A 24,770-nucleotide genomic window follows, 5' to 3' on the forward strand; every position below is an offset into this window, starting at 1 on the left:
AAAAATTTATGCAAATTTATAGCTTTATTTCCACACTTTGTCGGCTCCATAATTTCCAATTAGATTTCCTTTTGCTCCAAATTTCAAGTAAGGCTAGTTTCATTTCAAAATCCTGATTTTTATAAAGTCCTTTTACTTGTATAGTTCTTCGGATGCTTATCGTATTTTTAAACTGTTTTAATTCTGAAATTTCAAGTTGCTTGATTTCTTTATAACTGACTTTTTTTAATGAGAAATCTTTCTTAAAATCATCTAAATTCTGAATCCAGCCGTTGGAATGACCAAACGAAACATCTGAACAAAACAGAGTAACGATTTGAGCATCATTTTTCATCATCAGAGAATCAAGTTTTTTTGCTCGTAATAAAACAATTTTCTCATCTCTTGAATATTTTTGAGAAAATCCAAAAACAAAGCAAAACAGAAATATTGAAAGAAGAATTTTCATTTTCAAATTCTCAAATTAATTAATTTTCAAATTAAAATTATCCTTTTCTGTAAATTGTTCTTGGTTCACTCTGTGCACTAGGATAAATCGTCATATCAGAAACCGTAACGTGTTGTGGAGCATTAATGCAATAGGCAATTGCATCGGCAATATCTTCCGCTTTTAAAGCTTCATAACCTGCATAAACGGTTGCTGCTCTTTCCTGATCACCTTTAAATCTGATTAAAGAAAAATCGGTTTCTACAGCTCCCGGCTGAATATTGGTGACTCTGATTCCGAATTCTGTAAGTTCAATTCTCATTCCTTCCGAAATCACATCAACGGCTTTTTTAGTTGCACAATACACAACGCCATTCGCATAGGTTTGTCTCGCCGCAACCGAACTGATATTAATGATTTGTCCCGAATTTCTTTCTTTCATCATCGGAATAAGCGTTTTAGAAACGTATAGAAGACCTTTTACATTCCCATCAATCATAGAATCCCAATCGCCTGTACTTCCTGCTGAAAGAGGTTCTAAACCATGTGCATTTCCTGCATTATTGATCAGTACATCAATGTTTTTCCATTCTTCAGGAAGTGATGCAATGGCAGCTTCAACTTCTTCAAGATTTCTTACATCAAATTTCAAACTAAAAACTTCGGTAAAGTTTAATAATTCCTCTTTTACAGATTCCAAAACTTTTGGTCTCCTTCCACAGATAATGATTCTGTTTCCTTGTTTTGCTAAAAGTTCAGCAGTAGATTTTCCTATTCCGGAAGTAGCTCCGGTGATGAGTATTGTTTTCATAAAAATTTTCAATTTTTAAATGTAACAATGTATCAGTGTACTAATTTACCAATGGTTGGTATATTGCTAGATTGTTACATTAATTCAGTTGGCATCAAATGCTTCAAAAGCATCTGGAATATGTTCTATAATTAATTTTCCTTTTTCGTCAGGAAGCACAGAAATAATATCAAATCTTACTTCCTGATCTTTATTAAATTCTTCCATAAAATGATTGGCTGCGGTAACAATAAGCTTGATTTTACCTTTAGTAACCGCTTCCTGAGGCAGAATAAAAAAATCTGTGGATCTTGCTTTTACTTCTGCTATAATAATTAAATTCTCCTTTTCAGCGATAATATCAATCTCGGCTTTTTGATAACGATAGTTTCTCACAAGAATTTTATAGCCGTTTTTTAATAGAAACTCTGCTGCAAGGTCTTCTGCTAGTTTTCCGAGGTCGTTGTGAGTTGCCATTTTTTTAAGTTGGAGTGTTTGAGAGTAGGAGAGCTTTAGGGGTTATTTAAAATTCAACCTTTACCTTATTATTAACTTTCATCTTAACCTCACTTCCAATAATCAACGGTCGGTTGTCTTTAATATGACCATTTGGAAAATCAAAAACAACCGGGAAATTATACTTTGAGATTCTTTCAGCAATAAGTTGGTTTGCAAATTCATCAAAGCTTTCTTCGTATTGTTTATTGTCTTTTTCGTCTCCCATGTTTGTCATTCCGCCAACAATTAAACCTTTTATTTTTGTAAAAACTCCGGCTAATTCAAGACTCATCATCATTCTGTCGAGTGCGTAAAAATTTTCGCCAATATCTTCGATAAATAATATTTTATCTTTAAAATCAAAAGAATATTTGGTTCCGAGAAGCGCATAAATAAGCGCTAAATTCCCTCCAACCAACTCTCCTTCAGTATTTCCTTGTTTATTATATTGATTCGACTTTAAGCTGTATTTTGGATTTTTTCCTTTTAAAATATCAAAAAGTAAATCATAGCTTTCCTCAGTCACCCCAAAACTCGAAGTCTTAATAGTCTGCCCATGAATGGATGCAAAACCTTTTTTAAACAAATAACTTTGTATTACCGTGTTATCAGAATAACCGATATACCATTTCGGTTTTTTGGTAAATTTTTTTAAGTTTAAACCATGAATTAAGTGTTGACAACCATAACCTCCTCTCGAAGCCCAAACTGCGGAAATTTCACTGTCATTTAAAGCCCAATTTATATCTTTCAGTCTTTGTTTCTCAGTTCCTGCGTAATTATAGCCATTAGAAAATTTGGTATAAAGATTTTCTCCTAAAATAGGTTCAAAACCTTTAGATCTAATCATTTCAATTCCTTTTTCCAGTTGAGTAGGTTCTACAGAACCTGCAGGAGAAATGATGGCTATTTTGTCGCCTTTTTTAAGTGATTTGGGAAATATTTTCATTAATCAGCTGTTGTTTTTTTAATAGGATTATTTTAGTGATTCTTAAATTTAACGCAAAGTTCGCAAAGGTTTCTTTATTATTATTCTGCATATTTTTTGTTTGCAAAGGCGTTCTACTTAGCAAAGAAACCCAAGATAACTCAATTGAAAAATGATTAAGATTTTAATTATTTTTTATATTTTAATTCCTTTTTTTCAGCTTCTTCCAATTGTTTATCAAACTGATTAAACATTTTAAAGCTCTGAAGAAATATGAAAAAACTGAAAATAATTAAAACAACACCAACACCTTTTCTGATATTATTTGCCAGTTTTTGAGTAAGTCTGTCGTGAAACTGTTTCGAAAGAAAAATTTTAGCAAAATCTATTAAAAGATAGGTTGCGATGACAATTGCTAAGTAAAGAATCAGCGTTTCTGTATCTGGATATTGATTTCTTACCCCAATAACCGTTACTAACCAAAAAAGAATTACTCCAACATTAAGCAGGTTTAATAAAAAACCATTGATAAATGTTCTAAAGTAATTCTGACTAATTATTTTTTCTTCTCCGGGCATATGCATTTTGGTTTTGGTTACCATCATGATAATTCCGTAGGCAAGGATGAGTATCGATGTAATTCTGTAAAATCCTGGATGCTTATCGATAAGATCAACAATATCTGCACTGGCGTAATACGCTGCAATAATACATAATAGATCTGCTGTAATAACACCAAAATCTAACGCTAAGGCGTGTTTTGGACCTCTTGTGAAGCTGGTTTCTATCAAAAGGAAAAAAATAGGACCAATGAAAACCAGGCTCAACATAAAACCCAGGCCAATGGCCGATAATATAAGTTCAAACATTTAAAATTGTTTCTATCCCAAATTTAAAAATTATATTTCTATTTGTCTGCAAAAATGAGTTTTTTAAGTCTGAATTGTATCATAAAAAATTTTTAAGACAAAAAAGACTGTCACATTCGGACAGTCTTCTGTAATTATCTTTAAAATATATTATACAATCTTAAAATCGAGCTGTTTCTGGATTAAGTTGGCTTTTACAACCTTAATCTGAAGCTGATCTCCCAATTGGTATCTGTTTCCTGTTCGGGAACCATAAACGGCATGAGTTGCTTTGTCGTAAGTGTAAGAATCATCCATTAAATCTCGTAATTTAATTAAACCTTCTGCACCATTTTCAGGAATTTGAACCCAGAAACCAAATTCTGCTACCCCCGAAATAACTCCCGTAAAAGTTTCTCCCAAATGTTTCTCCATGAATTTTACCTGCATAAATTTGATAGAATCTCTTTCTGCATCGGCTGCCAAACGTTCCATTGCACTGCAATGTTTTGCTTTTTCTTCCAGCTCATGTCTGTCTGGAGATTTTCCTCCATCCAAATAATGCTGCAACAATCTGTGGGCAAGCAAATCGGGATAACGACGAATAGGAGAGGTGAAGTGCGAATAATAATCAAATCCTAAACCGTAGTGACCAATTGGCTCGGTAGAATAAACTGCTTTGCTCATGCTTCGCATTGCCAAAGTTTCAATCATATTTTCTTCGCCTTTTCCTTTTACATCTTTCAACAAAGTGTTTAAAGATTCAGCAACTTTTTTGGTATTTGTTAAGTCTATTTTATATCCAAAAGTAGAAACAAAATCTCTTAAAGCTTCCAATTTCGCAGGATCCGGATCATCGTGAATTCTGTAAATAAAGGTATTTCCATTTGGACTTCCTTTTTTAAGCGAAACAAATTCTGAAACTTTCTTGTTGGCAAGCAACATAAATTCTTCGATCAAATGATTTGAATCTTTACTGATTTTAAAGTAAACTCCAATCGGCTGATTGTTTTCATCTAAATTAAATCGAACCTCGCTTCTGTCAAAGGTGATTGCACCGTTTTTAATACGTGCTGCACGCATAATTTTTGCTAAATCGTCGAGAATATTAATCTCTTCCTGCAAATCGCCCTCTTTGGTCTCAATTCTTTCCTGAGCTTCTTCATAAGAAAATCTTCTGTCGGAATGAATAACCGTTCTTCCAAACCATTCTTTCTGAATTTCTGCTTTATCATTCAATTCAAAAACAGCTGAGAAAGTATATTTATCTTCATTCGGACGAAGCGAGCAAACATCGTTACTCAAAACTTCCGGAAGCATCGGTACCACACGGTCTACCAAATAAACCGATGTGGCTCTTTCATAGGCTTCATCATCCAGAATTGTTCCGGGAACCACGTAATGAGAAACGTCTGCAATGTGAACACCAACTTCCCAGTTTCCGTTTTCCAGTTTGCGCATCGATAAAGCATCATCAAAATCCTTGGCATCTTTCGGGTCAATCGTAAAGGTCAAAACATCACGCATATCCCAACGCTTTGCAGCTTCTTCATCGGTAATTCTGCGGTCGATTTTATCGGCATCTCTTTCCACTTCTTCAGGGAATTCGTAAGGTAAACCGTATTCTGCAAGAATAGAGTGAATCTCCGTTTCATGATCACCCGGATTTCCTAAAACCTGCAAAATTTCTCCTTCAGGATTTTTGTCGCCAGGTTTCCATTCAGTCATTTTTACAACGACTTTATTGCCATCTTCAGCACCATTTATTTTCCCTTTCGGAATAAAAATATCAGTGTTTATTGTTTTTTTATCACAAACTACAAAACCAAATTCTTTATGGGCAACCAATTGAAAAGTTCCTACAAATTCTGATCTTTTTCTTTCTAAAACTTCTAAAACAGAACCTTCCAGTTTTTTACCTTTGAAATTATAGGTAACGATAAGAACTTTGTCGCCCTGTAATGCATCTTTTACGTTTTTCGAGTGGATGAAAATATCCTCTTTCAGATTTTCTACAGTAACGTAAGCATTTCCAGATTGGTTAAAATCGATTGTTCCCGTTAAAGTTCCTTCAATTTTTAAGTTAATACTGAATTTTCCTTTTTCGGTTTCTTTGATTCTCTGGCTTGATAAAAGCTTGTGCAAAGCCTGAATAACCATTTCCCTTTGTCTGGGGTTTTTGTGATCTATCCCGTCTGAGATTTGTTTGTAATTGTATAATTTGGTTTGGTTTTGATTCATAAATTTCATGATCAATCTTCCGATTTCCATTAATTTATGATCGTTTTTCTGACTTATATATTTTTTCTTTTTTGCCATTTTTAATTTAATTGTATAAAGGTATTTCCTTTAGCTTGTAATCGGAAATAATTTCGTTCTAAATCTGAATATTCATTTATCTTGATGAAAATTTCATCGTTTTCTTCAAAGAAGATGTAGATATGAAAGTTTCTGTATGGATCAATTTCTTTACTATTTAATTCTTTAAAGTTATTTTTTGCGTTGTAAAAGGTCATTCCGTTACTTTTTTTAGAATAAATCTTTTTAAAAGATTGTACTTTTTTATTTACACCTTCATTTTCACTGTATGGAAAAACAATTTTTGATGGAAATTTATTGACAAACTTTTTAAAGTTATTTTCATTCCAAAACAATTCTGAAGCCAAATTTACTTTTAGATTTATTGGTGAGTAATCTGTTCTATCCTGTCCACAACCTGCCATTTGTGAAAAACTCGCAATTTCTAAGGTTATCATTCTTGATTTAAATCCTTTTAAATCAATTTTACTAAAGATAAAATCTGCCAGTTTTCCGTAATTAATATTTTTTGTTTTGTCTAAAAATTTCTTCTTTACTTCATCCAATTCTTCTTGAGAATACCTATGGGATTGATAAATATTTTTCTTGGGACAGCCTTCTTCTTCGGGTACCCCTGGAACATTAGGGCACGCATCATCTTTATCATAAATACCATCTCCATCTGTATCTGGCCACGGGCAGCCATTATTTTCCTGAGGTCCTGGAACATTAGGACAGGCATCATCTTTATCTATTACTTCATCACCATCAATATTTTGCCAAGGACAACCATTATTTTCTGTAGGTCCTGTATCTTTCGGACAATGGTCTAAATAAAATAAAACACCATCTCCATCCTCGTCTGAAAGGCAAATCTTTTTACTGAATTCTTTCTTGCATTTTTTGAAGGATTCTTTGTCAATGATGTCCTGAGAACTACAACACAGAAAAATAAAAATGAAAAAGAAGGTATAATAAAATCTCATAACTATGCTTTATTTATTCTTTAAAAGCTTCCACTTTCCATCTTTGTATTGGTAAAGCAAATATCTTTTGCTGAGTTCTTTTTCTCCATTTCCTAAAATGATTGTAACGCTATAAACGCCCGTACTTTCACTTACGACAGGAAATATTTTCATATCAAGTTGAAGATAATTCTCTGCAATTATTTTATTCTTGTCAATACTAATTTCTAAGCTCTCTGTTGGTTTTTTATAAGATGAATAATAAAATCCTTTCTTTTTATTATTTAAATCTCTGTAAACTCCTTTGTATAAAGATTCAATATTTAGTGTTTTAAGATAATTATTTTCATCATTCATATTTTGTTCAAAAGACAAAAATGGTAATCCAACTAAGGGAATCATTATTTTACTATCAAAAAATTGCTGAATTTTTAAATAATTTCTTTTCTTCCATACTTTCTCAAAAACATCTTTGTTAATATACTTTTCGTAGTGTTTACAATTAAAAAAAGAATTATTTCCGCATGAAGATATTATTCTTTTGTAGTCAGGATTAAGTATAACTATTTTGCTTTCATCAGATTTTATTTTCTGAAATTCTTTCAGTTCTAAGAACTCATCAAATAGTGTTTCAAAATTAAGTTTCTTAAGTTCTTCAGACTGCTTATCATAAAGAGCTTTTTCATCATTATAGAGTTTCTGACAATCTACTTTTGGCCTTCCTAAAATTACAACATTTTCAATTTTTTCATTGTTTACAGAATCTTTTTCCTGTGCTTGAAAACACAGAAAGCTCAACAACAATAAAAATGAAAATAAAAATTTCATCAAAATCTAAAATTCGTTAATCAAAAAAGCATTAGTTTCCACTTGAAAATTCTAAAATGGAAGTTTCAGTTAAATTTAAAACAAAAATGGAGAAGAAGAGAGAAAAAATTTGTGATAACCTTTGTAAAAGAATCTGAAATTTTGAAGGAATCAACAGTTTGGTAAATCTTGTTGGACAGTGCAAATATATAAAATAAAAAATAAATAAGGCTTGAAATCTGATTTACAAGCCTTTATCAATTTAGCAGAATGCTATTTTATCTACTCTGTTTTGGTGTCTTCCTCCTTCAAATTCTGTATTCAAAAAAGTTTTAACAATTTCCAAAGCATATTCTTTAGCTACAAATCTTGCAGGTAATGCAACCATATTGGCATTATTATGTTGTTTAGATAAGGCCGCAATTTCTGGCATCCAAGAGAGTGCACAACGAATTCCCTGATGTTTATTAGCAGAAAGCTGTACGCCTTGCCCGCTTCCGCATACCAAAATTCCTAGTTCATTTGCTCCATTTTCAACAGAAGAAGCTGCTGGATGTACAAAATCAGGATAATCTACACTTTCTAGAGAATGAGTTCCAAAATCCTGAATTTCAAATTCGTCTTGTAACTGCTGTTTCAAATATTCTTTATACTCAAAACCTGCATGATCCGCCGCAATAGCAATTTTTCTTTTCATTTTTTACTTTTAAATTTATTTTTACTTTTATCTTATATCTGCAGTCATTAAATCTTTTGGCAAAGTTACATTAAATCCAAATTTAATCTTCTTTGTTTCATTAGGTTTTATATTAAAATTCCAGATTAAGAAACCTGTACTTTTATCATAATCTGCTTTATCCGGATTCATTGCTTCAATTTTTATATTTTCAGCCATTGAAAGTGGAATCTGATCTTTCAGTTCAAGAGTAACGGCAGTGTCTTTATTGTTTTTAATAGTGATTTCGTAAGCGTAACTTTCAAACTTTTCCTTATCACCTAAACCTTTAGTTTCTTTCTTTGTCAACTCTCTTTTGGTAAGAATATTCGGATCGCTTCCAAGACTGATTAGCATTTCACTTGTTAGTTGATTGGTATCAATATTTATCGTCCCAATCTGTACGTCTTCCATAAAAATATCAGCGTTTCCGGGTAAGAAATTATACTTTGAATAGTCTTTTATAGAAGCCAAAAGAAAAGTCTTATTCTCTAATTTCGCTGTCGCAAAATACTTGTAATTAGTTGTTACTTCAAACTCATTTAAATCTTCTGTCACTTCAACATCCGAAGGAAGAACCACATTCTTATCTAAAGAAATTTCAGTTTTCATCGTTCTTTGTGAAATTCTTGAACTTCCTAAAACGGCAACTTCAGCAATACTTTTCGAACTTACATCATTACTTTGTGGTCTTTGAAATGCCTGATTGGAAACATAATAATCTCGTTCCGTTCTCAGGAACCAGCGGTCTAATTCATAAGGTTTATCTTCTAAACTAAAACTTCCGTTTATTAGTTTTATAGGAATATTTTTAAATTCCAAACCTGTATTTTGCTGAATTTTTGCTTTGTAAGAAATCTTAAGTGGTGATTTTATTCCATTAGATTTTATCACATAATAAGGTCGCCAATTCGCATTTTGAATTTGCTGATTCACTTCAAAATTGACTGTTTGCCTTTTGTCACTTGTGATTTGAAGAACGATGATGTTATTGTTAAAAGTCTCATCATCTTTAGACGATGCATATCTTTTATTCTCCAAAACCGAGATTCTTGATTGATTTTTTGCAATCTTCACCTGAAAATCGGTTTCCTCTTTGTATAGATTTTTAAGAGTCGTTTGATTAAAATCAATCATTTTTAAAATTGCTACTGAAGAAGGGTTTCCCAAAGTCTGGTTTTTCTGAACAATTCCTATAGAATTTCTAGTCAGAGTCAGCTCCTGTTCAATCTTTTTATTAGCATTCTTATAAAACTCTATACTGTCATTGATAGGTCCAAAGTTTTTATTTTTTCCTAGTTTCTCTGCGTAAAGCGAAGGATTATTATTATATGACTCATAGCGGATGAGATTAATTTTCTTATCTGGTTTAAAAGACGAAATATCCATACCACTGTTTCTCCCGAATTCTTTAATGATGATGAAATTTTTCCCCTGAGATATGTCAGCAGAAAAAGAATGTTTGATAATTCCGCCGCTTGAATAGATTTTTACTTCTTTAATTTTTGAGGTGGTTGTAGTATAGTTTTCTTGCCCGAAACAATTAAAAACAATGAATACAAAAGACAATAAATTGATTTTCAGCATATTTTAATATTTTATTTTTACTTTTTTTCGATTCTCATAAATTGTTAGTTAGTTCCTAACAAATTGTTAAGATCATTGTTAATAACTGTGGAAAAGTTTGTTAAAAATAATATTTTTTTTCTTCAAAAAAAGTTGTAATGAAAATTACTTCCTAATATTTGAGTGAAAATTTTCAAAAACTTTTTTCAGAGTAATCCTTAGCTTTTCCATAAATCAGTTATCAAGAATTAGAATAGTGGAAAAGTTATCCATAATTGTTAGTAAGTAGGTGAAAAAACAGATTTTCAGCATTTTAAAATGTGAATTAAATCTGAGTTACGCATAAAATAGATGTTATCAAATTTTATCGTTAAAGTTATCCCCGAAACTCACAACACTCAACAACAGTATTCACTCTTTCTTTTAAAAAAAAAGATGATAGTGTTGATTGGTGGGTAAGGCTTTGTGGGGAATTTTTTGAAAACTTTTAAAAGATTCGATTTTTTGCGAGACTTTAAAATCATACATTTGTGAAACTAAAATTCAAAATTATTTGTGAAATGCTTCTGAGCTTTGAAAATTTGAAATTTTAATTTGACGAAACAATTTCACAGCGCAAAAAATATAGATTTAAGTATGAAAACAATCAACGATTTCAATTTTAAAGATAAAAAAGCTCTGGTAAGAGTAGATTTTAATGTTCCGCAGGATGATCAACAAAAAGTTACAGACAATACAAGAATTGTTGCGGTGAAACCAACTGTTGAAAAAATTCTTAAAGATGGAGGTTCCGTTATCTTAATGACGCATCTTGGCAGACCCAAAGGAGAAGTAAAAAATGAGTTTTCTCTAAAAAATATTTTAGAAGAGGTTTCTGCAGTTTTGGGACAAGAAGTAAAATTTGTAGAAGAGTCTATAGGAGAGAAAGCAGAAAAAGCAGCTTCTGATCTTCAACCTGGTGAAATTTTATTATTAGAGAACTTACGTTTTCATAATGAAGAAGAAAAAGGTGATGAAGGTTTTGCTGAGCAACTTTCTAAGCTAGGTGATGCTTATGTGAATGATGCCTTTGGTACTGCACATAGAGCTCATGCTTCTACTGCAGTGATCGCTAAATTCTTTAATTCAACTAAATTCTTCGGTTTATTGATGGCCAATGAACTAAAAGCTATTGATAAAGTTTTGAAAAGTGGTGAAAAACCGGTAACTGCAATACTTGGTGGTTCAAAAGTTTCAACTAAAATTACCATTATAGAAAATATTTTGCCTGCAGTAGACAATTTGATTATTGGTGGAGGTATGGCTTTCACATTTATTAAAGCGCTTGGTGGTAAAATTGGTACTTCTTTGGTTGAAGAAGATAAATTACCATTGGCTCTAGAAATTTTAGGAAAAGCTAAAGAGCACAATGTAAAAGTATATCTTCCTTCTGATACTATCATTGCTGAAAGTTTTAATAATGATGCTGAAAGAAAAGAAGTTGATATTTACGAAATTCCTGAAGGATGGATGGGATTAGACGCTGGTGCAAAATCTAGAGATCAGTTTAATGATGTACTATTAAATTCTAGGACTATTCTTTGGAATGGACCAATTGGAGTTTTTGAAATGTCTAATTTTGCTGCTGGAACAATAGCTCTTGGTGAAAGCATCGCTGAAGCTACGAAATTGGGAGCTTTTTCTCTTGTTGGAGGAGGGGACAGCGTTGCCTTTGTAAAGCAGTTTGGTTATGCTGATAAGGTAAGCTATGTTTCTACCGGAGGTGGGGCTATGCTTGAAAGTTTAGAAGGTCTTGAACTTCCTGGAGTTGCTGCCATAAATAACTAAACTTTAAAAATATATTGAAGTCTGCTATTTATAGCAGACTTTTTCTTTTTCTATTTCCTCGATTTCTTTCTATTTCCTTAATTTTTGAAATTAAATTTAAAAATTTTAAGGTTTTCTCTATCTGATATACTGTGTTGTTATCAATAAAAAAAATTCTATGCGATTCTCAGAGGGTTTGTTTGAATTTTTGTCTATGTTCTATTTCAAAATTAGATAATCATTTCAAAACCTTTTAAAATATAGAATTATTTGAATTTTACTTTTTCGATTTGTGCCGTTTTCTATCTCATATACTGAGCTATTATTAATTAAAAAATTTATGTGGCATTCTCAGAGGCTTAATTTAAATTTGGAATTATTGCTAAATTTTGTAAATCAATACTTTCTTAAAGTAAAGAAAAATTTAATAGTATTCTGTTTTTCATTTTTTTAAATTATACAATTCTGAGTTGTCTATCATGTATAATTAGTAATTAAAAAAAATCTACGGGATTCTCAGGCTATTAGTTTTAATCTAAATTTGTTTTGTCTTTGAACTCATTATATTACTTACTAACATTTTGCTAATATTTTTTATAATTAAAAATTTAAATTTTGTGATTTTAGTTTTTTAATAATTATTATAAGATTGAAGTTGGAGTAGGGGAGTAGCTGAACAAAATAAAAAAGCTCGAGATGGTGTCCCGAGCTTTTATTTTTTAGTGAAATTGATGAAAATTGACCTCTATAAATAGGTTAAAAATCGATTTTCTATTTTTTTTCGATAATGTATATCAAACTTGAAAATTCGTTTGAAAAAAGGGCTTTTATGTTAGAAATCGTTCCGTAGATGACTGCTTTTAGCCAAAATAGAGGTGATTTTTTATATTTTTCGCTCAACATTGAGATGTAGTACGAATCTAAAACTAGTGGCTTGATTTTTCTCATTTTCCAATTTGGTTTTTTAGAAATAAGATTTTCCATTCCATTTTTTGAGAAATGATAAATGTGTCTCGGTACATCATAAGCTGCCCAATATTCTTTGTAATGTTTTGCATCGTAAGAAGTAGGATTCGGAACAGCAATTATTAATAATCCTTTTTCTTTTAATTTTCTATTAAAAATTTCGAGTATCTCGTCTTGATTTTCCACATGTTCGAAAACATGCCAAAGTGTAATTGCATCTAAACTGTAATCTTCAATTGTATTGATATTATCTAAGATTGTAGCTTTTGAAATTTTATTTTGTCCAGCTTTTCGGGCATCTCCATTTGGTTCAAAACCGAAAACTTCAAAATCACTTTCTATATATTTTACAAATTCTCCGGCTCCACATCCATAATCTAATACTCTCGACCCTTTCTTTATTCTGTCTAAAAGAATTGTTTTTTTATACTGTAAATTGAAAGATTGTAAAAATTTGTAAAGCTTTTCTTTTAAACTTCCCGAATCCTGATGATGAGAAATATAATCTTCACTTTCATAATATTTAGAAATATTCGATGGAATAGGTGTGGTCTTGAAAACTCCCTTTGTCTCTGTTTCTTTTATTTCAAATATTTCCTGAGTAAGAAAATGATCCTTTATTTTCATTGAGTTATATTCTATTAAATTAAAAATTAAGATATTTTGAGTTTTGAAATAGGCTCATAAATACCTTAATTTTCGCTTTTATTTTATAAATGTTTCACGTGAAACATTTTGTGTTTAACGTCCTAAATAGATCAGTAAAACGTTGATATCGGCTGGTGAAACACCACTGATTCTTCCAGCTTGTGCTACCGTTTTTGGTCTCACGTTATTCATTTTTTGTTTAGCTTCTGCAGATAAACTTGATATCTTTAAATAATCAAAATCTTCAGGAATCTTTACATTTTCTAAACGATTAAGCTTTGCAACGTTTTCTTTTTCCTTTTCAATATAACCTTTATACTTGATATTTACTTCAGCCTGCTCTCTTACTTCATCATTGTATTGAGAAGAAACTTCTTTAATTGCATCAATTTCTTCTAATTTTTCTAAAGTAATGTTAGGTCTTGTAAGAAATTGAGAGGCTCTATAAGCTTGATCAACAGGATTACTTTCTATGCTTTCAAGAATAGGGTTAATTATTTTAGGCTTTAAAGATGTTTCTCGTAAAAAGGTTTCAAGTTCCTGACTTTTAGCTATTTTCTCTGTAACTCTTATTAATCTTTCTTCTTTTGCTAAACCTAAGTGATAAGCTTTTTCTGTCAATCTAATGTCTGCATTATCTTGTCTTAAAAGAAGTCTATATTCTGCTCTTGAGGTAAACATTCTATAAGGTTCCTCAGTACCTTTTGTAATTAAATCATCAATTAAAACACCAATATAAGCTTCGTCTCTGTTAAGGATAAATTCATCTTTTTCGTGAACTTTATTGTGTGCATTGATACCCGCCATCAAACCTTGCCCTGCAGCTTCTTCATAGCCGGTTGTACCGTTTATCTGACCTGCAAAATATAAATTATCTACTAATTTTGTTTCTAAAGTATGTTTTAATTGAGTAGGGGGGAAGTAGTCATATTCAATAGCATAGCCTGGTCGGAATACTTTTACATTTTCAAATCCTGGGATATGCTTCATTGCTTTGATCTGTACATCTTCCGGAAGAGACGAGCTAAAACCGTTTACATAGATTTCCACAGTTTTCCACCCTTCTGGTTCTACGAATAGTTGATGTCTGTTTCTTTCTGCAAAACGATTAATTTTATCTTCAATACTTGGGCAATATCTTGGGCCTAAACTTTGAATTGTACCATTGAACATTGGGCTTCTATCGAAACCTTCACGTAAAATATCATGTACCGCTTCATTGGTATAAACGATATGACAGCTTAATTGTTTGGTTAACTTAGGGCTGTCTAAATAGCTGAATTTTTGAGGATTTTGATCGCCTCTTTGTTCTTCCATTTTAGAATAATCGAGGCTTCTTCCATCTACTCTCGGTGGAGTACCGGTCTTCATTCTTCCAGCTTCAAAACCTAAAGAAACCAATTGCTCGGTAATTCCAAAAGCTCTGGGTTCACCCATTCTTCCGCCTCCTAATTGCTTATCACCAACATGGATTAAACCATTAAGAAAAGTACCATTGGTTAAAACAACAGATTTAGATCTGATTTTAATTCCTAATGAAGTTACAACACCAACTGCTTTATTATTTTCGATTATTAAGCTTTTTACCATATCCTGAAAGAAATCAAGGTTTGGGGTATTTTCTAAAGCATAACGCCATTCTTCTGCGAAAAGCATTCTGTCATTTTGTGTTCTTGGAGACCACATTGCAGGACCTTTTGAAAGATTAAGCATCTTAAATTGAATTGCAGATTTGTCTGCAATAATTCCTGAATATCCTCCCATCGCATCGATTTCTCTTACGATCTGTCCTTTGGCAATTCCACCCATTGCAGGGTTGCAGCTCATTTGTCCAATGGTCTGCATATTCATTGTAACCAATAAAGTTTTTGAACCTAAATTGGCAGCAGCAGCAGCAGCTTCACAACCTGCGTGACCTGCACCTACTACGATTACATCATATATTTCTGAAATCATTTTTTATTGCTTGTTTTAAGCCTTAAGTTTTAATCTTTTTTCTAAATGTTTCACGTGAAACATTATTTAAATTTACAAGCTATAATCGCCTGTAAAGCGTTTCATCTAGCCCCGATCGCAGCGTTTTTTTGAGCTCATTTTCTTTTATAAAAGAAAATAGCTAGTGCGGAGAGCGGGAATAAGCTCTAAAAAGATTAATTATATTTTGCAATATAAAAATCTTCCTTACTTCTCATTAACAATTCTTCTTCCTCAGTTTTATCTTTATATCCGCAAAGATGAAGAATGCCATGAGCTAAGACTCTTCTGAGTTCTTCTTCGTAATTTTTGGATAGAGTAGAAGCGTTGTCTAAAATGCGCTGCAAAGATACGAAAATCTCTCCGCTTATTGTTTTACCTTTTACATAGTCGAAAGTGATGATGTCTGTATAGTAATCGTGCTGTAGATAATCTTGATTGACTTTTAATAAATATTCGTCGTCACAAAAAATATAATTGATTTCTCCCAATTTTTTGCCTTCTGAAAGAATGATGTCTTCCAGCCATGTTGTGTATTCTGTATTTACCGATTCTGGTAAATTTTCGTAAAAGAATTGTATCATTTTTTTTAAAACCAGTGCCCTAATATAACACTGAATATGCCTTTTTGGTTATTTTTTAATGAATGACTGAAGTTTAGTTTTATTTGTCCAAACGGAGATTTATATCCTAAAGTAGCTCCTACAGAACTGTAATTTACTTTTACAGCGTCTTCAAAACTGATGTCGTCAGAAAGATTGGCGAAAGAAAAATTTCCGCTCAAAAATAAATTTTTATAAAATTTAAATTGCAAATCATTTGAAACTAAAACTACATTATTGGTATTAAGCTGTGCAAAATAAAAGCCTGAAAAGTTTTTGAAATTGATGATGTTCTGTTCAAAAATTCCTCCTAATCTGTATTGATAATATTCTGGAAGATTTTCACCAATGGTAATTCCTCCATAGAGATTAAGATGGTAACTTAACTGTTTTGTAATTGGTAGATTAATTCTTAAATCAGCTTTTACCTGAATGAGTCTTTTATCAACTTCAGATTTTAATAAATCAATAACTTTTCCTTCAGCGTTAAGGTAGAACCCTTTTGTAGGAAAATCTCGGTCGTTTTGTGTATCGCTTTTCAGAAACACATAAGGGTTTAGGAACCGGTTGTAGCGTTTGTTTAAACCATTGATTTCTGCTTCGAAATAATCATGGCTCATTCCTGTTCCGATTGCAAATTTATCTTTCCATACTGATTGAATGTAGACTTCATTTCGAAGCCATTCCCATTTGTCTGTATTAATATTTAAATTGTTTTTTAAATCGAAACTCATTCCCGAAGAGTAAATACCAAAGCCAGGAATATAGCCGTTGTCTATAAAATAGTTAAAATAATATCTGGGTTTATCTCCTACAATAACATCTAAAGATAAGGTTGAATTTTTGAATAAAAGCCTTTTGGCTGAATAATTGAGCAGAAGCCCTGTTTTGAAAATTTCGTCATAATGAAGTCCTAGTTTCAGAAAATGTCTGGCATCATCTTCGGTGACATATAATTTAAGATAATTAAAATTATTTTCGGTAACAATATCATAATTAATGAAGCGGTAGTTGTTGGTGGCAACTAACTTATCTAAACCTTTGTTTATGCTTCCATACGTTTGCAGTGAGGGAAGACGAAGACCCATTTTACCAAGGACATAGTTTTTACCGTATATTTTACCGCCATCAATCGAAATACTATCAATCTTGTATACATTAGAATATATTGGATTTACGGCCTGTCTTAAGCGGTCAAACTCCCGTTTAGGTAATTGGTCTAATATTGCTGTATATTTTAATCCTTCTACATAGCCGCTATCAAGAATTTTTTTCTTGTCGTCATAGCTTGTAGCAGTCATTCCGATAAGATTGGGTTTTATATTGATATCAGTATGTTTATACTGTCTTCTTGTATCTTTCTGAATACCAAAATCTATGACTTGATTAAGAATCGAAATAATATTATTCAAGTCTTCTCTTTTAGATAGATCCTGATTTAAATCTACTCCAATCACGATATCTATGCCCTTATCTTTTAAAGGTTTTGAAGGATAATTAACGGTCATCGCTCCGTCAATATAAATACTGTCACCAATTTTCACGGGATCCATTAATGATGGAAAGGCAGAGCTTGCCATAATAGATTGTACCAAATCGCCACTTTCAAAAATTTTCATGTTTCCACTTTCAAGATTGGTGGCAACACACATAAATGGAATAGGAAGTTTTGAAAAATCATTAACGTTGGAAACGTTTTTAAACAACTCTTTCAAAAGATAAACATTCTTCTGTCCAGAGCTGATAGAAGAGGGGAGCGTTATTTTTCCGTTTTTTAGAGGAATAGAAAAAAGATATTTATCTACAGATTTATTGAAAAAAGAACTTTCTTTTCTTGATTTTGGATCTCTGATTAAAGAATAGAAATCTGTATCCATCACTATTTTTTCAATCTCTTTACCAGAATATCCTGAAGCGTACAAACCTCCAACGATAGCCCCCATACTTGTGCCCGAGATATAATCTACCTTTACTCCTAAAGAATCTAATACTTTGAGAACACCTACATGTGAAAAACCTTTCGCTCCGCCACCCGCAAGTGAAAGTCCTATTCTTGGATTTTTGGGAATTACCAAATCTTTCTTTACCTGAGATTGTATCAAAAGCATTTGAAATGCGAATAGAAAAGTGAGGAGTTTTCTCATAGTTAATCTTTTACATAAATCCGTTTTACGCGAGGTGAAATGGAGGTTAATACTTCATAAGTTATGGTTTTGCAATAGTCTGCAAATTCTTTAAGACTTGGTTTTGCATTGAAAACAGTTACTTTATCACCTTCTTTTAAATTTGGAATATGGTCTACGTTTATCATCATCATATCCATACAAATGCTTCCTACAATAGGAGCTAAAGTTTTATTTACACCAACACTTCCGATTTGGTTTCCAATTAATCTAGGAATTCCGTCTGCGTAACCAACAGGAATAGTGGCAATTTTTGTAGGTTGATTAGGTTTAAATCTTCTGCTGTAACCTACAGATTCTCCGTTTTCTACTAAAGAAATTTGAGAAATTACCGTTTTAAAGCTTACCACAGAATGCAGTTGTTTTTGTATTTCACTATTTGGTGACTCCCCCAGCATTCCAATTCCAATTCTTACCATATCATATTGATAGTTGGTATAATTTGTAATTCCTGAGGAATTGAGGATATGGCGAATAGGAGTGTATCTTAATTTTTCAATTAAATACGAAGAATTTTTCTCAAAAGTTTCCAGCTGATGTAAAGTAAACTCTTTCTCGGTAGGCAAATCAGAAGATGAAAGATGACTGAATATACTTTGAACTTTTAGGGTTGTTTTATTTAAAATTTCAACCAAATCATCCAATTCAAAATATTTAAAACCAAGACGATGCATACCTGTTTCCAGCTTAATATGGATAGGGTAGTTTTTATCATACCCTGATTTTTGAAGTGCCTCATAAAACAATTCCAATACACGGAAACTGTATATTTCCGGTTCCAAATTATATTGAATGAGTGTTTCATAGCTATGTTGCTCAGGATTCATCACCACGATAGGAACAGTGATCCCTTTTTTTCGAAGTTCAACCCCTTCGTCAACGAAAGCAACTCCCAAATAATCAATATGGTGATGCTGTAAAAATTCTGAAATCTCGTAGCTACCTAATCCATAAGAATTTGCTTTTACCATTGCCATCATTTTGGTAGCAGGCTTAAGTAAAGATTTATGGTAATTAATATTATGCAAAAGTGCATTAAGATTGATTTCTAAAACCGTATCATGCTTTCTAAGCTCAAGTACATCTTTTATTTTTTCAATCTCAAATTTTCTTGCTCCTTTAAGAAGTATAATTTGATTTTCAATTTCTGTAAGATGTTTACTGTCAATTAATTCCTTAGTATTAATGAAAGTATGAATTTTAGCCTTAAATAAATCACTAAATTTTGATATTTCATTTCCAATAAGGAAAACAGAATCAAATTTTTGCTCATTAACCAATTCCGAAACTTCATCGTACAGCTCTTTCGAATTTGAATTAACACCGACAATATCAGTTAGAACCAAAGATTTTTTAGGCTTTTTATATTCATTCAAAAATTGAAGGGCAGTCTTAAGAGAATCTAAATCCAGATTAAAAGAATCATTGATAACAATATTGTTTTTAATTCCTTCAATCGCTTCAAGCCTCATTTCTACAGCTTTCAAAGCATTGATTTTTTCGATGATATTTTGATTTTCGACCCCTAATTCCTTCAAGATAGTTATCAGCGCTAAAACATTCGTCAAAGTAGCTTCATCTTTTTGATGAACTGGGAAGGAGATTTCTTCATCGAAGTATTGAAAGGTAAACTTTTCATCTTTTGAAATGCTATTTTTAAAGTAAACCTGATTAGAATCTGAAAGTCCGTAAGAAATTAATTTTTTACTCGAATATAAATCGTTTAACTTTTTATCAACCAAAGTATTATCGCCGTTGTAAATAATGACTTCAGAATCTTTGAAAAGTTGTATTTTTTCATCAATTAATTCATCTTCAGATTTGAAATTGGCAAGATGCGCCGTTCCGATATGAGTCAATAAACCAATTTGTGGCTGAAAAATATTTTCCAGCTTTTCCATTTCGTTGGGTTTAGAAATGCCAACTTCAAAAATGCCTAGCCTGTGAACATCATTTATTTGAAGCAAAGAAAGTGGCAAACCGACTTGGGAATTAAAACTTTTAGGACTTTTTACGGTCGGAAACTCATTCCAAAGACATTGATATAACCATTCTTTTAAGATAGTTTTCCCATTACTCCCAGTAATTCCGATTGATTTTATGTGACAGTTTTTGAAATGATATTTAGCTAATTTTTGAAGAAATTCTACAGAATTTTCTACAATAATCCAGGTTATATTGTCAAACTGAGAATAATGATGCTCGGAAATAATGATATTAATTCCTCTGTCAATGGCAGATTCAATAAATTTTTCTCCAGAATTTTTAGAAGTATTAATGGCAATAAACGCAGTATTTTTGGTGGAATAAATAATTCTGCTATCAAAAGCAATGTTTTTGATTATTAATTCTCCGTCTCCAATAATTTTAGAATTGGTGATATTTGCGATTTGGTTTACTGTGTAATTCATTGGTACCTCTCTCCTTTATTTTTTTAGCCGTTACGCTAATTTAATTATTTTTTTTATTCAAAACTTCATCCACAAAAACTCTTCGGCTTACCGCATCATAAGATTCTGTTTCTCCGAGTTCTACCAAATTTTTTCCTTCAGAAGTTCTCATTGAATAATTGGCTAAATTTCCTGTTCTTCTACAGATGGCGTGTACTTTTGTAACGTATTCTGCCGTTGCCATTAAATTTGGCATCGGTCCAAACGGTCGTCCCAGAAAATCCATATCAAGACCTGCAATGACCACCCGAATTCCGCTGTTTGCCAAATGGTTGGCAACATCTACAATACTTTCGTCAAAAAACTGAGCTTCATCGATTCCCACTACATCACAATTTGACCCCAACAAAATAATTTCATCAGGGTTTTCTACCGCAGTACTGCGAATCTTGTTTTTGTTGTGTGATACGACATCTTCATCAGAATATCTTGTATCAGTTTTAGGTTTAAAAATTTCCACATTCTGCCCCGCCATTTCTGCCCTCCTCAGTCTTCGGATTAACTCTTCGGTTTTTCCGGAAAACATTGAGCCACAAATAACTTCCATCCAACCACTTTGTTTGGAATGATTAATTGTATTTTCTAAAAACATTTGTTAAATTAGCCGTAATATTTTAACATCAAAAGTAAGCAATTTTAATAAGAATCTACGATGCAGAACATTCAAGATTTAAAGGACAAGATTTTTTTTGAATCCAAGAATATCATTGATATTTTGGGCGGAATAAACAATGTTGACGAACTGATTTCGAAACATGATCTCTTGAATGATCTTGTGGAAAAAATTGCTTTTTTAAAGTTGTTGGATAAAAATCTGGGAGATTATAAACGAGAAAATTCAAATTTTTCCCTTTTTCAGCAAGATGAATCTTTGGTTTCAAATTATTTGGTGACTGAAGAAGAAGCGATTTTTAATAATGAATTGAACGAAATAGGGAATGAACCTTTTTCTGAAGACGAAAATAAAAGTGAAGAGGAAGAAGCTATTTTTAATAATCAATTAAATGAAATTATTGAAAGTGATTTCTACGAGAATATCGTCAACATTGCCGAAGAAAACCAGCCTGAAGCTAACGAAAATTTTATTTCAGATGAGATTTCTGATCATTTAGATTTAGAAGAGGAAGCGGTTTTTAATAATCAGTTAAATGAAATTGATGAAGAATCGGAAAATACTGATCAGGTTTTGAGTTTTGTAGATGAAGAAAGAATTTTGGAAGATTCTCAACCAGAAAGTGATGATGATTTTAGCGAAGAAACCTTTAACGAGGAAGCTACTCAAGAAGAAGTTATTTTCACTAATCAGCTAAACGAAATTATTGAAGAAGAAAATTCTAATTCTGAAAATGAATCTGGCAAAAATAAAATTATTACTGATATTTTTGAAACTGAAAACAACGAAGATGAAATCTTGATTGAAGAAACAGAAAATGAATATACGTCTACCTTTAATCATGAAAATGATGAGATTATCAGTGAAAGTTCAAACGTAGAATCTATCTTAAACGAAATTAAAAAAGATATTGAAGCTTCTCAAGAAGAAGTGGATTTGAAAACGGACGATTCAGACAGGCGAAAAATCGTAGATATTGATAAACCTCAATCTGATAAAGTAACCGAAGTTCTGAAATCTGACGAAAGTTTTGAAAATCTGGATGACTATCATCAGAAACAGAAAATAAAGCTTGCTAACATAAGAGGTTTAAAATCAATTCAAACCTTATTTGATGACGATCCTTTGGAAAGGGAAACTCCACATGAAAAAGTTGAGATTCCGGTTGTAAAAGAAGATACGGGAAGTTTAATAAAAACAAATATTCCGACCCAATTTATGGAGGCCGAAAAACCAAGACCAGAGTTTAGACTTGATCTGAATGATAGGATTGCTTTTACAAAGGTACTTTTTAACGGAAGTCAGAGTGATTTGAATACATCAATTTCAGAGTTGAACAAATGCAAAGATATTGAGGAAGCAAAAGAGTTTCTTAGCGAGCTGTATTATGACAGAAAATGGGAAAAAGTAGATGAATATGCCCAAAGACTTTGGGTATTGGTAGAAAATAAATTTTTATAATTTTGAGCGGTATTTTGTATTTTGTTCCGACACCGGTCGGAAATCTTGAAGACATGACTTTCAGAGCGGTGAATACGCTGAAAGAAGTAGATTATATTTTGTGTGAAGACACCCGAACTTCGGGAGTTTTATTGAAGCATTTTGAAATTTCGAAACCTTTAAGGTCTTACCATCTTCATAATGAGCATCAGGCAACTGAAAAAGTAATTGCAGACCTTAAAAATGGTCAAAACGTTGCGATTATTACTGATGCAGGAACTCCGGGAATTTCAGATCCCGGTTATTTATTGGCGAAAGCTGGATCAGATCACAATATTGAAATGATTTGCCTTCCCGGTGCAACGGCATTAATTCCGGCTTTGGTGGTTTCGGGTTTGCCAAATAATGAATTTCTTTTTGCAGGATTTCTTCCTCCGAAAAAAGGAAGACAAACGAAGCTTAAACAGCTTGCAGAAGAGAAAAAAACAATCGTTTTATACGAAAGTCCACACAAAATTAATACGACTTTAGAGCAAATCAAAGAATTTTTCGGTGAAGATACAAGAGCGAGCTTGAGTAGAGAGATCTCGAAAAAATTTGAAGAAACTAAAAGAGGAACTATCAATGAATTAATTGAATTCTCTAAAAGCAAAACTTTAAAAGGTGAAATTGTTTTAATTGTTAATAATTCTTTAAAGTAATTTCATTGAAAAAAATAGTTTTCATTCTGTTTTCAAGTATTTTTTCAGCACAAAGCAATCAGTACAAAGAGATATTATTGTCTAAGCAAATTGGGAAAGAAGTACGCTTTTATACTAATGGTTACGGAATTATTACCGATCCTTTTACAGGAAGTATTTCTATAATAGATTCTCTAGGAACTATTTCTTTTAGTTATCCTTTTAAAAGTGAAATTCTCCGTCTTTCGAAAGAAAGATTTATTTTGAAAGTAAAAGAGGGTGAAGCGAGCGGAAAAACAGCTCTAATTGATGGAAAGGGAAATCAAGTGATCCCATTAGATCAATTTAAATACAGAACTTGGGAAAATAAAGACCGTTTGATTATATCAAAAGATGGAAAAGATGGTGTTTATGATTACAATGGAAAACAAATTATTCAGGATCAGGATAAAATAGAATTCGCAAACGACAGCAGATTTTTTGTTAAAAAAGATAAACTTTGGTTTATTTATAATTTTGACGGTCAACAGGTTTCTGATAGAGAATTTAAGGAAAACTTGAAGTTTTATAAGGGAAAAGTTTACTTACAAACTGGAACAAAAACAGGAGATGTGATTGATATCGATGGTAAAACGGTGAGTCAATTTTCGAATCATTATATCGAAGACATTAATGGTTATCCATTTTTAATCACGAAAAACATTGCTAAAAATAAGTATGGAATTGTAGATGAAAATGAGAAGGTTTTGGCAGAAAATATCTACGAACAGGCCTTTGTAGGCAGGAATTATATTTACCTTATTAAAGACAACAAAGTAAGCGTTTTTTCTAAAGCAGAAAGAACGGTTTTCCCTACCGAATATCATTATGTAAATCATTTGTTTAATGGTATTTTTAAAACGCTCAAAGACTCTAAAAATCCTAAAATTGCGGTTGTTAAAATTAGTGGAGAAATTATTTTGCCTAAAGAATATGATGTAGTAGAAGGTTTTAAAATAAAGAATGAAGATTATGTTTTTGTAAGCAAGGATGGCGAAGAAAGACTTTTAGATAAAAACTTTGAAAGTGTTTTGGATGAAGGATTTCAGATTGAAAAAATCTTCTTTAATAATGTAATTGTTAAAAAAGACGACGTTTATTATAAGTTTTCACCACAAGATAAATCTTATACGCCCATTAAAGATATTGTTTCTATAAAACCGTTTCAATTTTATCCTGCGATCATCTGTAAAAACAAAGAAAACCTTTACGGAATGCTTGATGAAGAAGGAAAAGAGATTGTTCCTTTTATCTACGATGATATTATAAGTTTTGTTTCAGGAAATGAAGTTGTGGTACAGAAAGGAGATAAATTTGGGGTCACCAATCTTAAGAATGAACCTCTTAAAGAGGTAATTTACGATAAATATTCTGCAGACAACAAAAAGCTTACGCTTACCAAAGATAAAGAATCAGAAGTGCTTAATTTTAGTTCTTCAGAAGACAAATTGATGTTTTAGAATATCAATTTGATTTAAAACTCGCAAAAACAAAATATATATATTTGCAAACTGAATAATTTTAAAC

General features: G+C 31.8%; 19 protein-coding genes and 1 pseudogene. 4 read left to right on the top strand and 16 right to left on the bottom strand.

The annotated features are described in order from the left end of the window. Positions 1-16: 16 nt before the first annotated feature. From B5X64_RS00660 to B5X64_RS00705, 10 genes and pseudogenes are all read right to left on the bottom strand, one after another. Complete coding sequence (locus B5X64_RS00660; protein WP_079463425.1) at positions 17-448, bottom strand: nuclear transport factor 2 family protein; 432 nt, start codon at positions 446-448, stop codon at positions 17-19. Positions 449-485: 37 nt separating this feature from the next. Next, positions 486-1,238 (bottom strand): SDR family NAD(P)-dependent oxidoreductase, encoded by a 753-nt coding sequence (locus B5X64_RS00665; RefSeq protein WP_079463426.1) that lies wholly within the window; start codon positions 1,236-1,238, stop codon positions 486-488. An 84-nt stretch (positions 1,239-1,322) separates the two neighbouring features. After that, positions 1,323-1,694 carry a YraN family protein gene (locus B5X64_RS00670; RefSeq protein WP_079463427.1) on the bottom strand — a complete coding sequence of 124 codons (372 nt, stop codon included), beginning with the start codon at positions 1,692-1,694 and terminating at the stop codon, positions 1,323-1,325. Between the two features lie 46 nt (positions 1,695-1,740). Next, positions 1,741-2,664, bottom strand: coding sequence for a S66 peptidase family protein (locus B5X64_RS00675; protein WP_079463428.1), 924 nt, complete (start codon positions 2,662-2,664; stop codon positions 1,741-1,743). A gap of 167 nt (positions 2,665-2,831) precedes the next feature. Next, complete coding sequence (locus B5X64_RS00680) at positions 2,832-3,512, bottom strand: LysE family translocator (RefSeq protein ID WP_066681184.1); 681 nt, start codon at positions 3,510-3,512, stop codon at positions 2,832-2,834. 150 nt (positions 3,513-3,662) lie between these two features. After that, entirely contained in the window at positions 3,663-5,810 is a 2,148-nt protein-coding gene (rnr, locus tag B5X64_RS00685) for a ribonuclease R (RefSeq protein WP_079463429.1), read from the bottom strand. 584 nt (positions 5,811-6,394) lie between these two features. Then, positions 6,395-6,652: pseudogene (locus B5X64_RS22955) on the bottom strand (thrombospondin type 3 repeat-containing protein); the annotation flags it as partial. Positions 6,653-6,784: 132 nt separating this feature from the next. Then, positions 6,785-7,582 carry a hypothetical protein gene (locus B5X64_RS00695; RefSeq protein WP_079463430.1) on the bottom strand — a complete coding sequence of 266 codons (798 nt, stop codon included), beginning with the start codon at positions 7,580-7,582 and terminating at the stop codon, positions 6,785-6,787. 241 nt (positions 7,583-7,823) lie between these two features. Then, the gene (gene rpiB / locus B5X64_RS00700) at positions 7,824-8,258 is read right to left on the bottom strand and encodes a ribose 5-phosphate isomerase B (protein ID WP_079463431.1); all 435 of its coding nucleotides are present in this window, start codon (positions 8,256-8,258) and stop codon (positions 7,824-7,826) included. 27 nt (positions 8,259-8,285) lie between these two features. Then, positions 8,286-9,863 (bottom strand): DUF4139 domain-containing protein, encoded by a 1,578-nt coding sequence (locus B5X64_RS00705; RefSeq protein ID WP_079463432.1) that lies wholly within the window; start codon positions 9,861-9,863, stop codon positions 8,286-8,288. Between the two features lie 615 nt (positions 9,864-10,478). On the opposite strand from B5X64_RS00705, the gene B5X64_RS00710 reads away from it, so the two are divergent. Beyond that, complete coding sequence (locus B5X64_RS00710) at positions 10,479-11,669, top strand: phosphoglycerate kinase (RefSeq protein ID WP_079463933.1); 1,191 nt, start codon at positions 10,479-10,481, stop codon at positions 11,667-11,669. A gap of 750 nt (positions 11,670-12,419) precedes the next feature. On the opposite strand, the gene B5X64_RS00715 is transcribed toward B5X64_RS00710, so the two are convergent. From B5X64_RS00715 to B5X64_RS00740, 6 genes are all read right to left on the bottom strand, one after another. Further along, a complete protein-coding gene (locus B5X64_RS00715; protein WP_079463433.1) occupies positions 12,420-13,241 on the bottom strand; it encodes a class I SAM-dependent methyltransferase in 822 nt (273 codons plus the stop codon). A 114-nt stretch (positions 13,242-13,355) separates the two neighbouring features. Beyond that, complete coding sequence (gene mnmG, locus B5X64_RS00720; RefSeq protein WP_079463434.1) at positions 13,356-15,218, bottom strand: tRNA uridine-5-carboxymethylaminomethyl(34) synthesis enzyme MnmG; 1,863 nt, start codon at positions 15,216-15,218, stop codon at positions 13,356-13,358. A 194-nt stretch (positions 15,219-15,412) separates the two neighbouring features. Next, entirely contained in the window at positions 15,413-15,820 is a 408-nt protein-coding gene (ybeY, locus tag B5X64_RS00725; RefSeq protein WP_079463435.1) for an rRNA maturation RNase YbeY, read from the bottom strand. Between the two features lie 5 nt (positions 15,821-15,825). Next, the gene (locus B5X64_RS00730) at positions 15,826-17,982 is read right to left on the bottom strand and encodes a patatin-like phospholipase family protein (protein ID WP_079463436.1); all 2,157 of its coding nucleotides are present in this window, start codon (positions 17,980-17,982) and stop codon (positions 15,826-15,828) included. Between the two features lie 2 nt (positions 17,983-17,984). Next, a complete protein-coding gene (locus B5X64_RS00735; protein ID WP_079463437.1) occupies positions 17,985-20,432 on the bottom strand; it encodes a bifunctional UDP-N-acetylmuramoyl-tripeptide:D-alanyl-D-alanine ligase/alanine racemase in 2,448 nt (815 codons plus the stop codon). A gap of 40 nt (positions 20,433-20,472) precedes the next feature. Continuing rightward, positions 20,473-21,063, bottom strand: coding sequence for a thymidine kinase (locus B5X64_RS00740; protein ID WP_079463438.1), 591 nt, complete (start codon positions 21,061-21,063; stop codon positions 20,473-20,475). A gap of 60 nt (positions 21,064-21,123) precedes the next feature. On the opposite strand from B5X64_RS00740, the gene B5X64_RS00745 reads away from it, so the two are divergent. The 3 genes from B5X64_RS00745 to B5X64_RS00755 are packed head-to-tail and all read left to right on the top strand — an operon-like array spanning position 21,124 to position 24,703. After that, positions 21,124-22,545 carry a hypothetical protein gene (locus B5X64_RS00745; protein WP_079463439.1) on the top strand — a complete coding sequence of 474 codons (1,422 nt, stop codon included), beginning with the start codon at positions 21,124-21,126 and terminating at the stop codon, positions 22,543-22,545. Between the two features lie 2 nt (positions 22,546-22,547). Next, positions 22,548-23,225, top strand: coding sequence for a 16S rRNA (cytidine(1402)-2'-O)-methyltransferase (gene rsmI / locus B5X64_RS00750; protein ID WP_079463440.1), 678 nt, complete (start codon positions 22,548-22,550; stop codon positions 23,223-23,225). Between the two features lie 5 nt (positions 23,226-23,230). Beyond that, entirely contained in the window at positions 23,231-24,703 is a 1,473-nt protein-coding gene (locus B5X64_RS00755) for a WG repeat-containing protein (protein WP_079463441.1), read from the top strand. The last annotated feature ends 67 nt before the right edge of the window (positions 24,704-24,770 follow it).

Source organism: Chryseobacterium balustinum, assembly GCF_900168205.1.
Taxonomy (GTDB): domain Bacteria; phylum Bacteroidota; class Bacteroidia; order Flavobacteriales; family Weeksellaceae; genus Chryseobacterium; species Chryseobacterium balustinum.

What these genes read in the sequence shown, in the direction of transcription:
- B5X64_RS00665 (WP_079463426.1), bottom strand. Translation starts at nt 1,238, where the DNA reads ATGAAAACAATACTCATCACCGGAGCTACTTCCGGAATAGGAAAATCT.
- B5X64_RS00745 (WP_079463439.1), top strand. Translation starts at nt 21,124, where the DNA reads ATGCAGAACATTCAAGATTTAAAGGACAAGATTTTTTTTGAATCCAAG.
- B5X64_RS00660 (WP_079463425.1), bottom strand. Translation starts at nt 448, where the DNA reads ATGAAAATTCTTCTTTCAATATTTCTGTTTTGCTTTGTTTTTGGATTT.
- mnmG (WP_079463434.1), bottom strand. Translation starts at nt 15,218, where the DNA reads ATGATTTCAGAAATATATGATGTAATCGTAGTAGGTGCAGGTCACGCA.
- B5X64_RS00730 (WP_079463436.1), bottom strand. Translation starts at nt 17,982, where the DNA reads ATGAGAAAACTCCTCACTTTTCTATTCGCATTTCAAATGCTTTTGATA.
- ybeY (WP_079463435.1), bottom strand. Translation starts at nt 15,820, where the DNA reads ATGATACAATTCTTTTACGAAAATTTACCAGAATCGGTAAATACAGAA.
- B5X64_RS00735 (WP_079463437.1), bottom strand. Translation starts at nt 20,432, where the DNA reads ATGAATTACACAGTAAACCAAATCGCAAATATCACCAATTCTAAAATT.
- B5X64_RS00680 (WP_066681184.1), bottom strand. Translation starts at nt 3,512, where the DNA reads ATGTTTGAACTTATATTATCGGCCATTGGCCTGGGTTTTATGTTGAGC.
- B5X64_RS00670 (WP_079463427.1), bottom strand. Translation starts at nt 1,694, where the DNA reads ATGGCAACTCACAACGACCTCGGAAAACTAGCAGAAGACCTTGCAGCA.
- B5X64_RS00715 (WP_079463433.1), bottom strand. Translation starts at nt 13,241, where the DNA reads ATGAAAATAAAGGATCATTTTCTTACTCAGGAAATATTTGAAATAAAA.
- B5X64_RS00710 (WP_079463933.1), top strand. Translation starts at nt 10,479, where the DNA reads ATGAAAACAATCAACGATTTCAATTTTAAAGATAAAAAAGCTCTGGTA.
- rpiB (WP_079463431.1), bottom strand. Translation starts at nt 8,258, where the DNA reads ATGAAAAGAAAAATTGCTATTGCGGCGGATCATGCAGGTTTTGAGTAT.
- B5X64_RS00705 (WP_079463432.1), bottom strand. Translation starts at nt 9,863, where the DNA reads ATGCTGAAAATCAATTTATTGTCTTTTGTATTCATTGTTTTTAATTGT.
- B5X64_RS00740 (WP_079463438.1), bottom strand. Translation starts at nt 21,063, where the DNA reads ATGTTTTTAGAAAATACAATTAATCATTCCAAACAAAGTGGTTGGATG.
- B5X64_RS00675 (WP_079463428.1), bottom strand. Translation starts at nt 2,664, where the DNA reads ATGAAAATATTTCCCAAATCACTTAAAAAAGGCGACAAAATAGCCATC.
- B5X64_RS00695 (WP_079463430.1), bottom strand. Translation starts at nt 7,582, where the DNA reads ATGAAATTTTTATTTTCATTTTTATTGTTGTTGAGCTTTCTGTGTTTT.
- rnr (WP_079463429.1), bottom strand. Translation starts at nt 5,810, where the DNA reads ATGGCAAAAAAGAAAAAATATATAAGTCAGAAAAACGATCATAAATTA.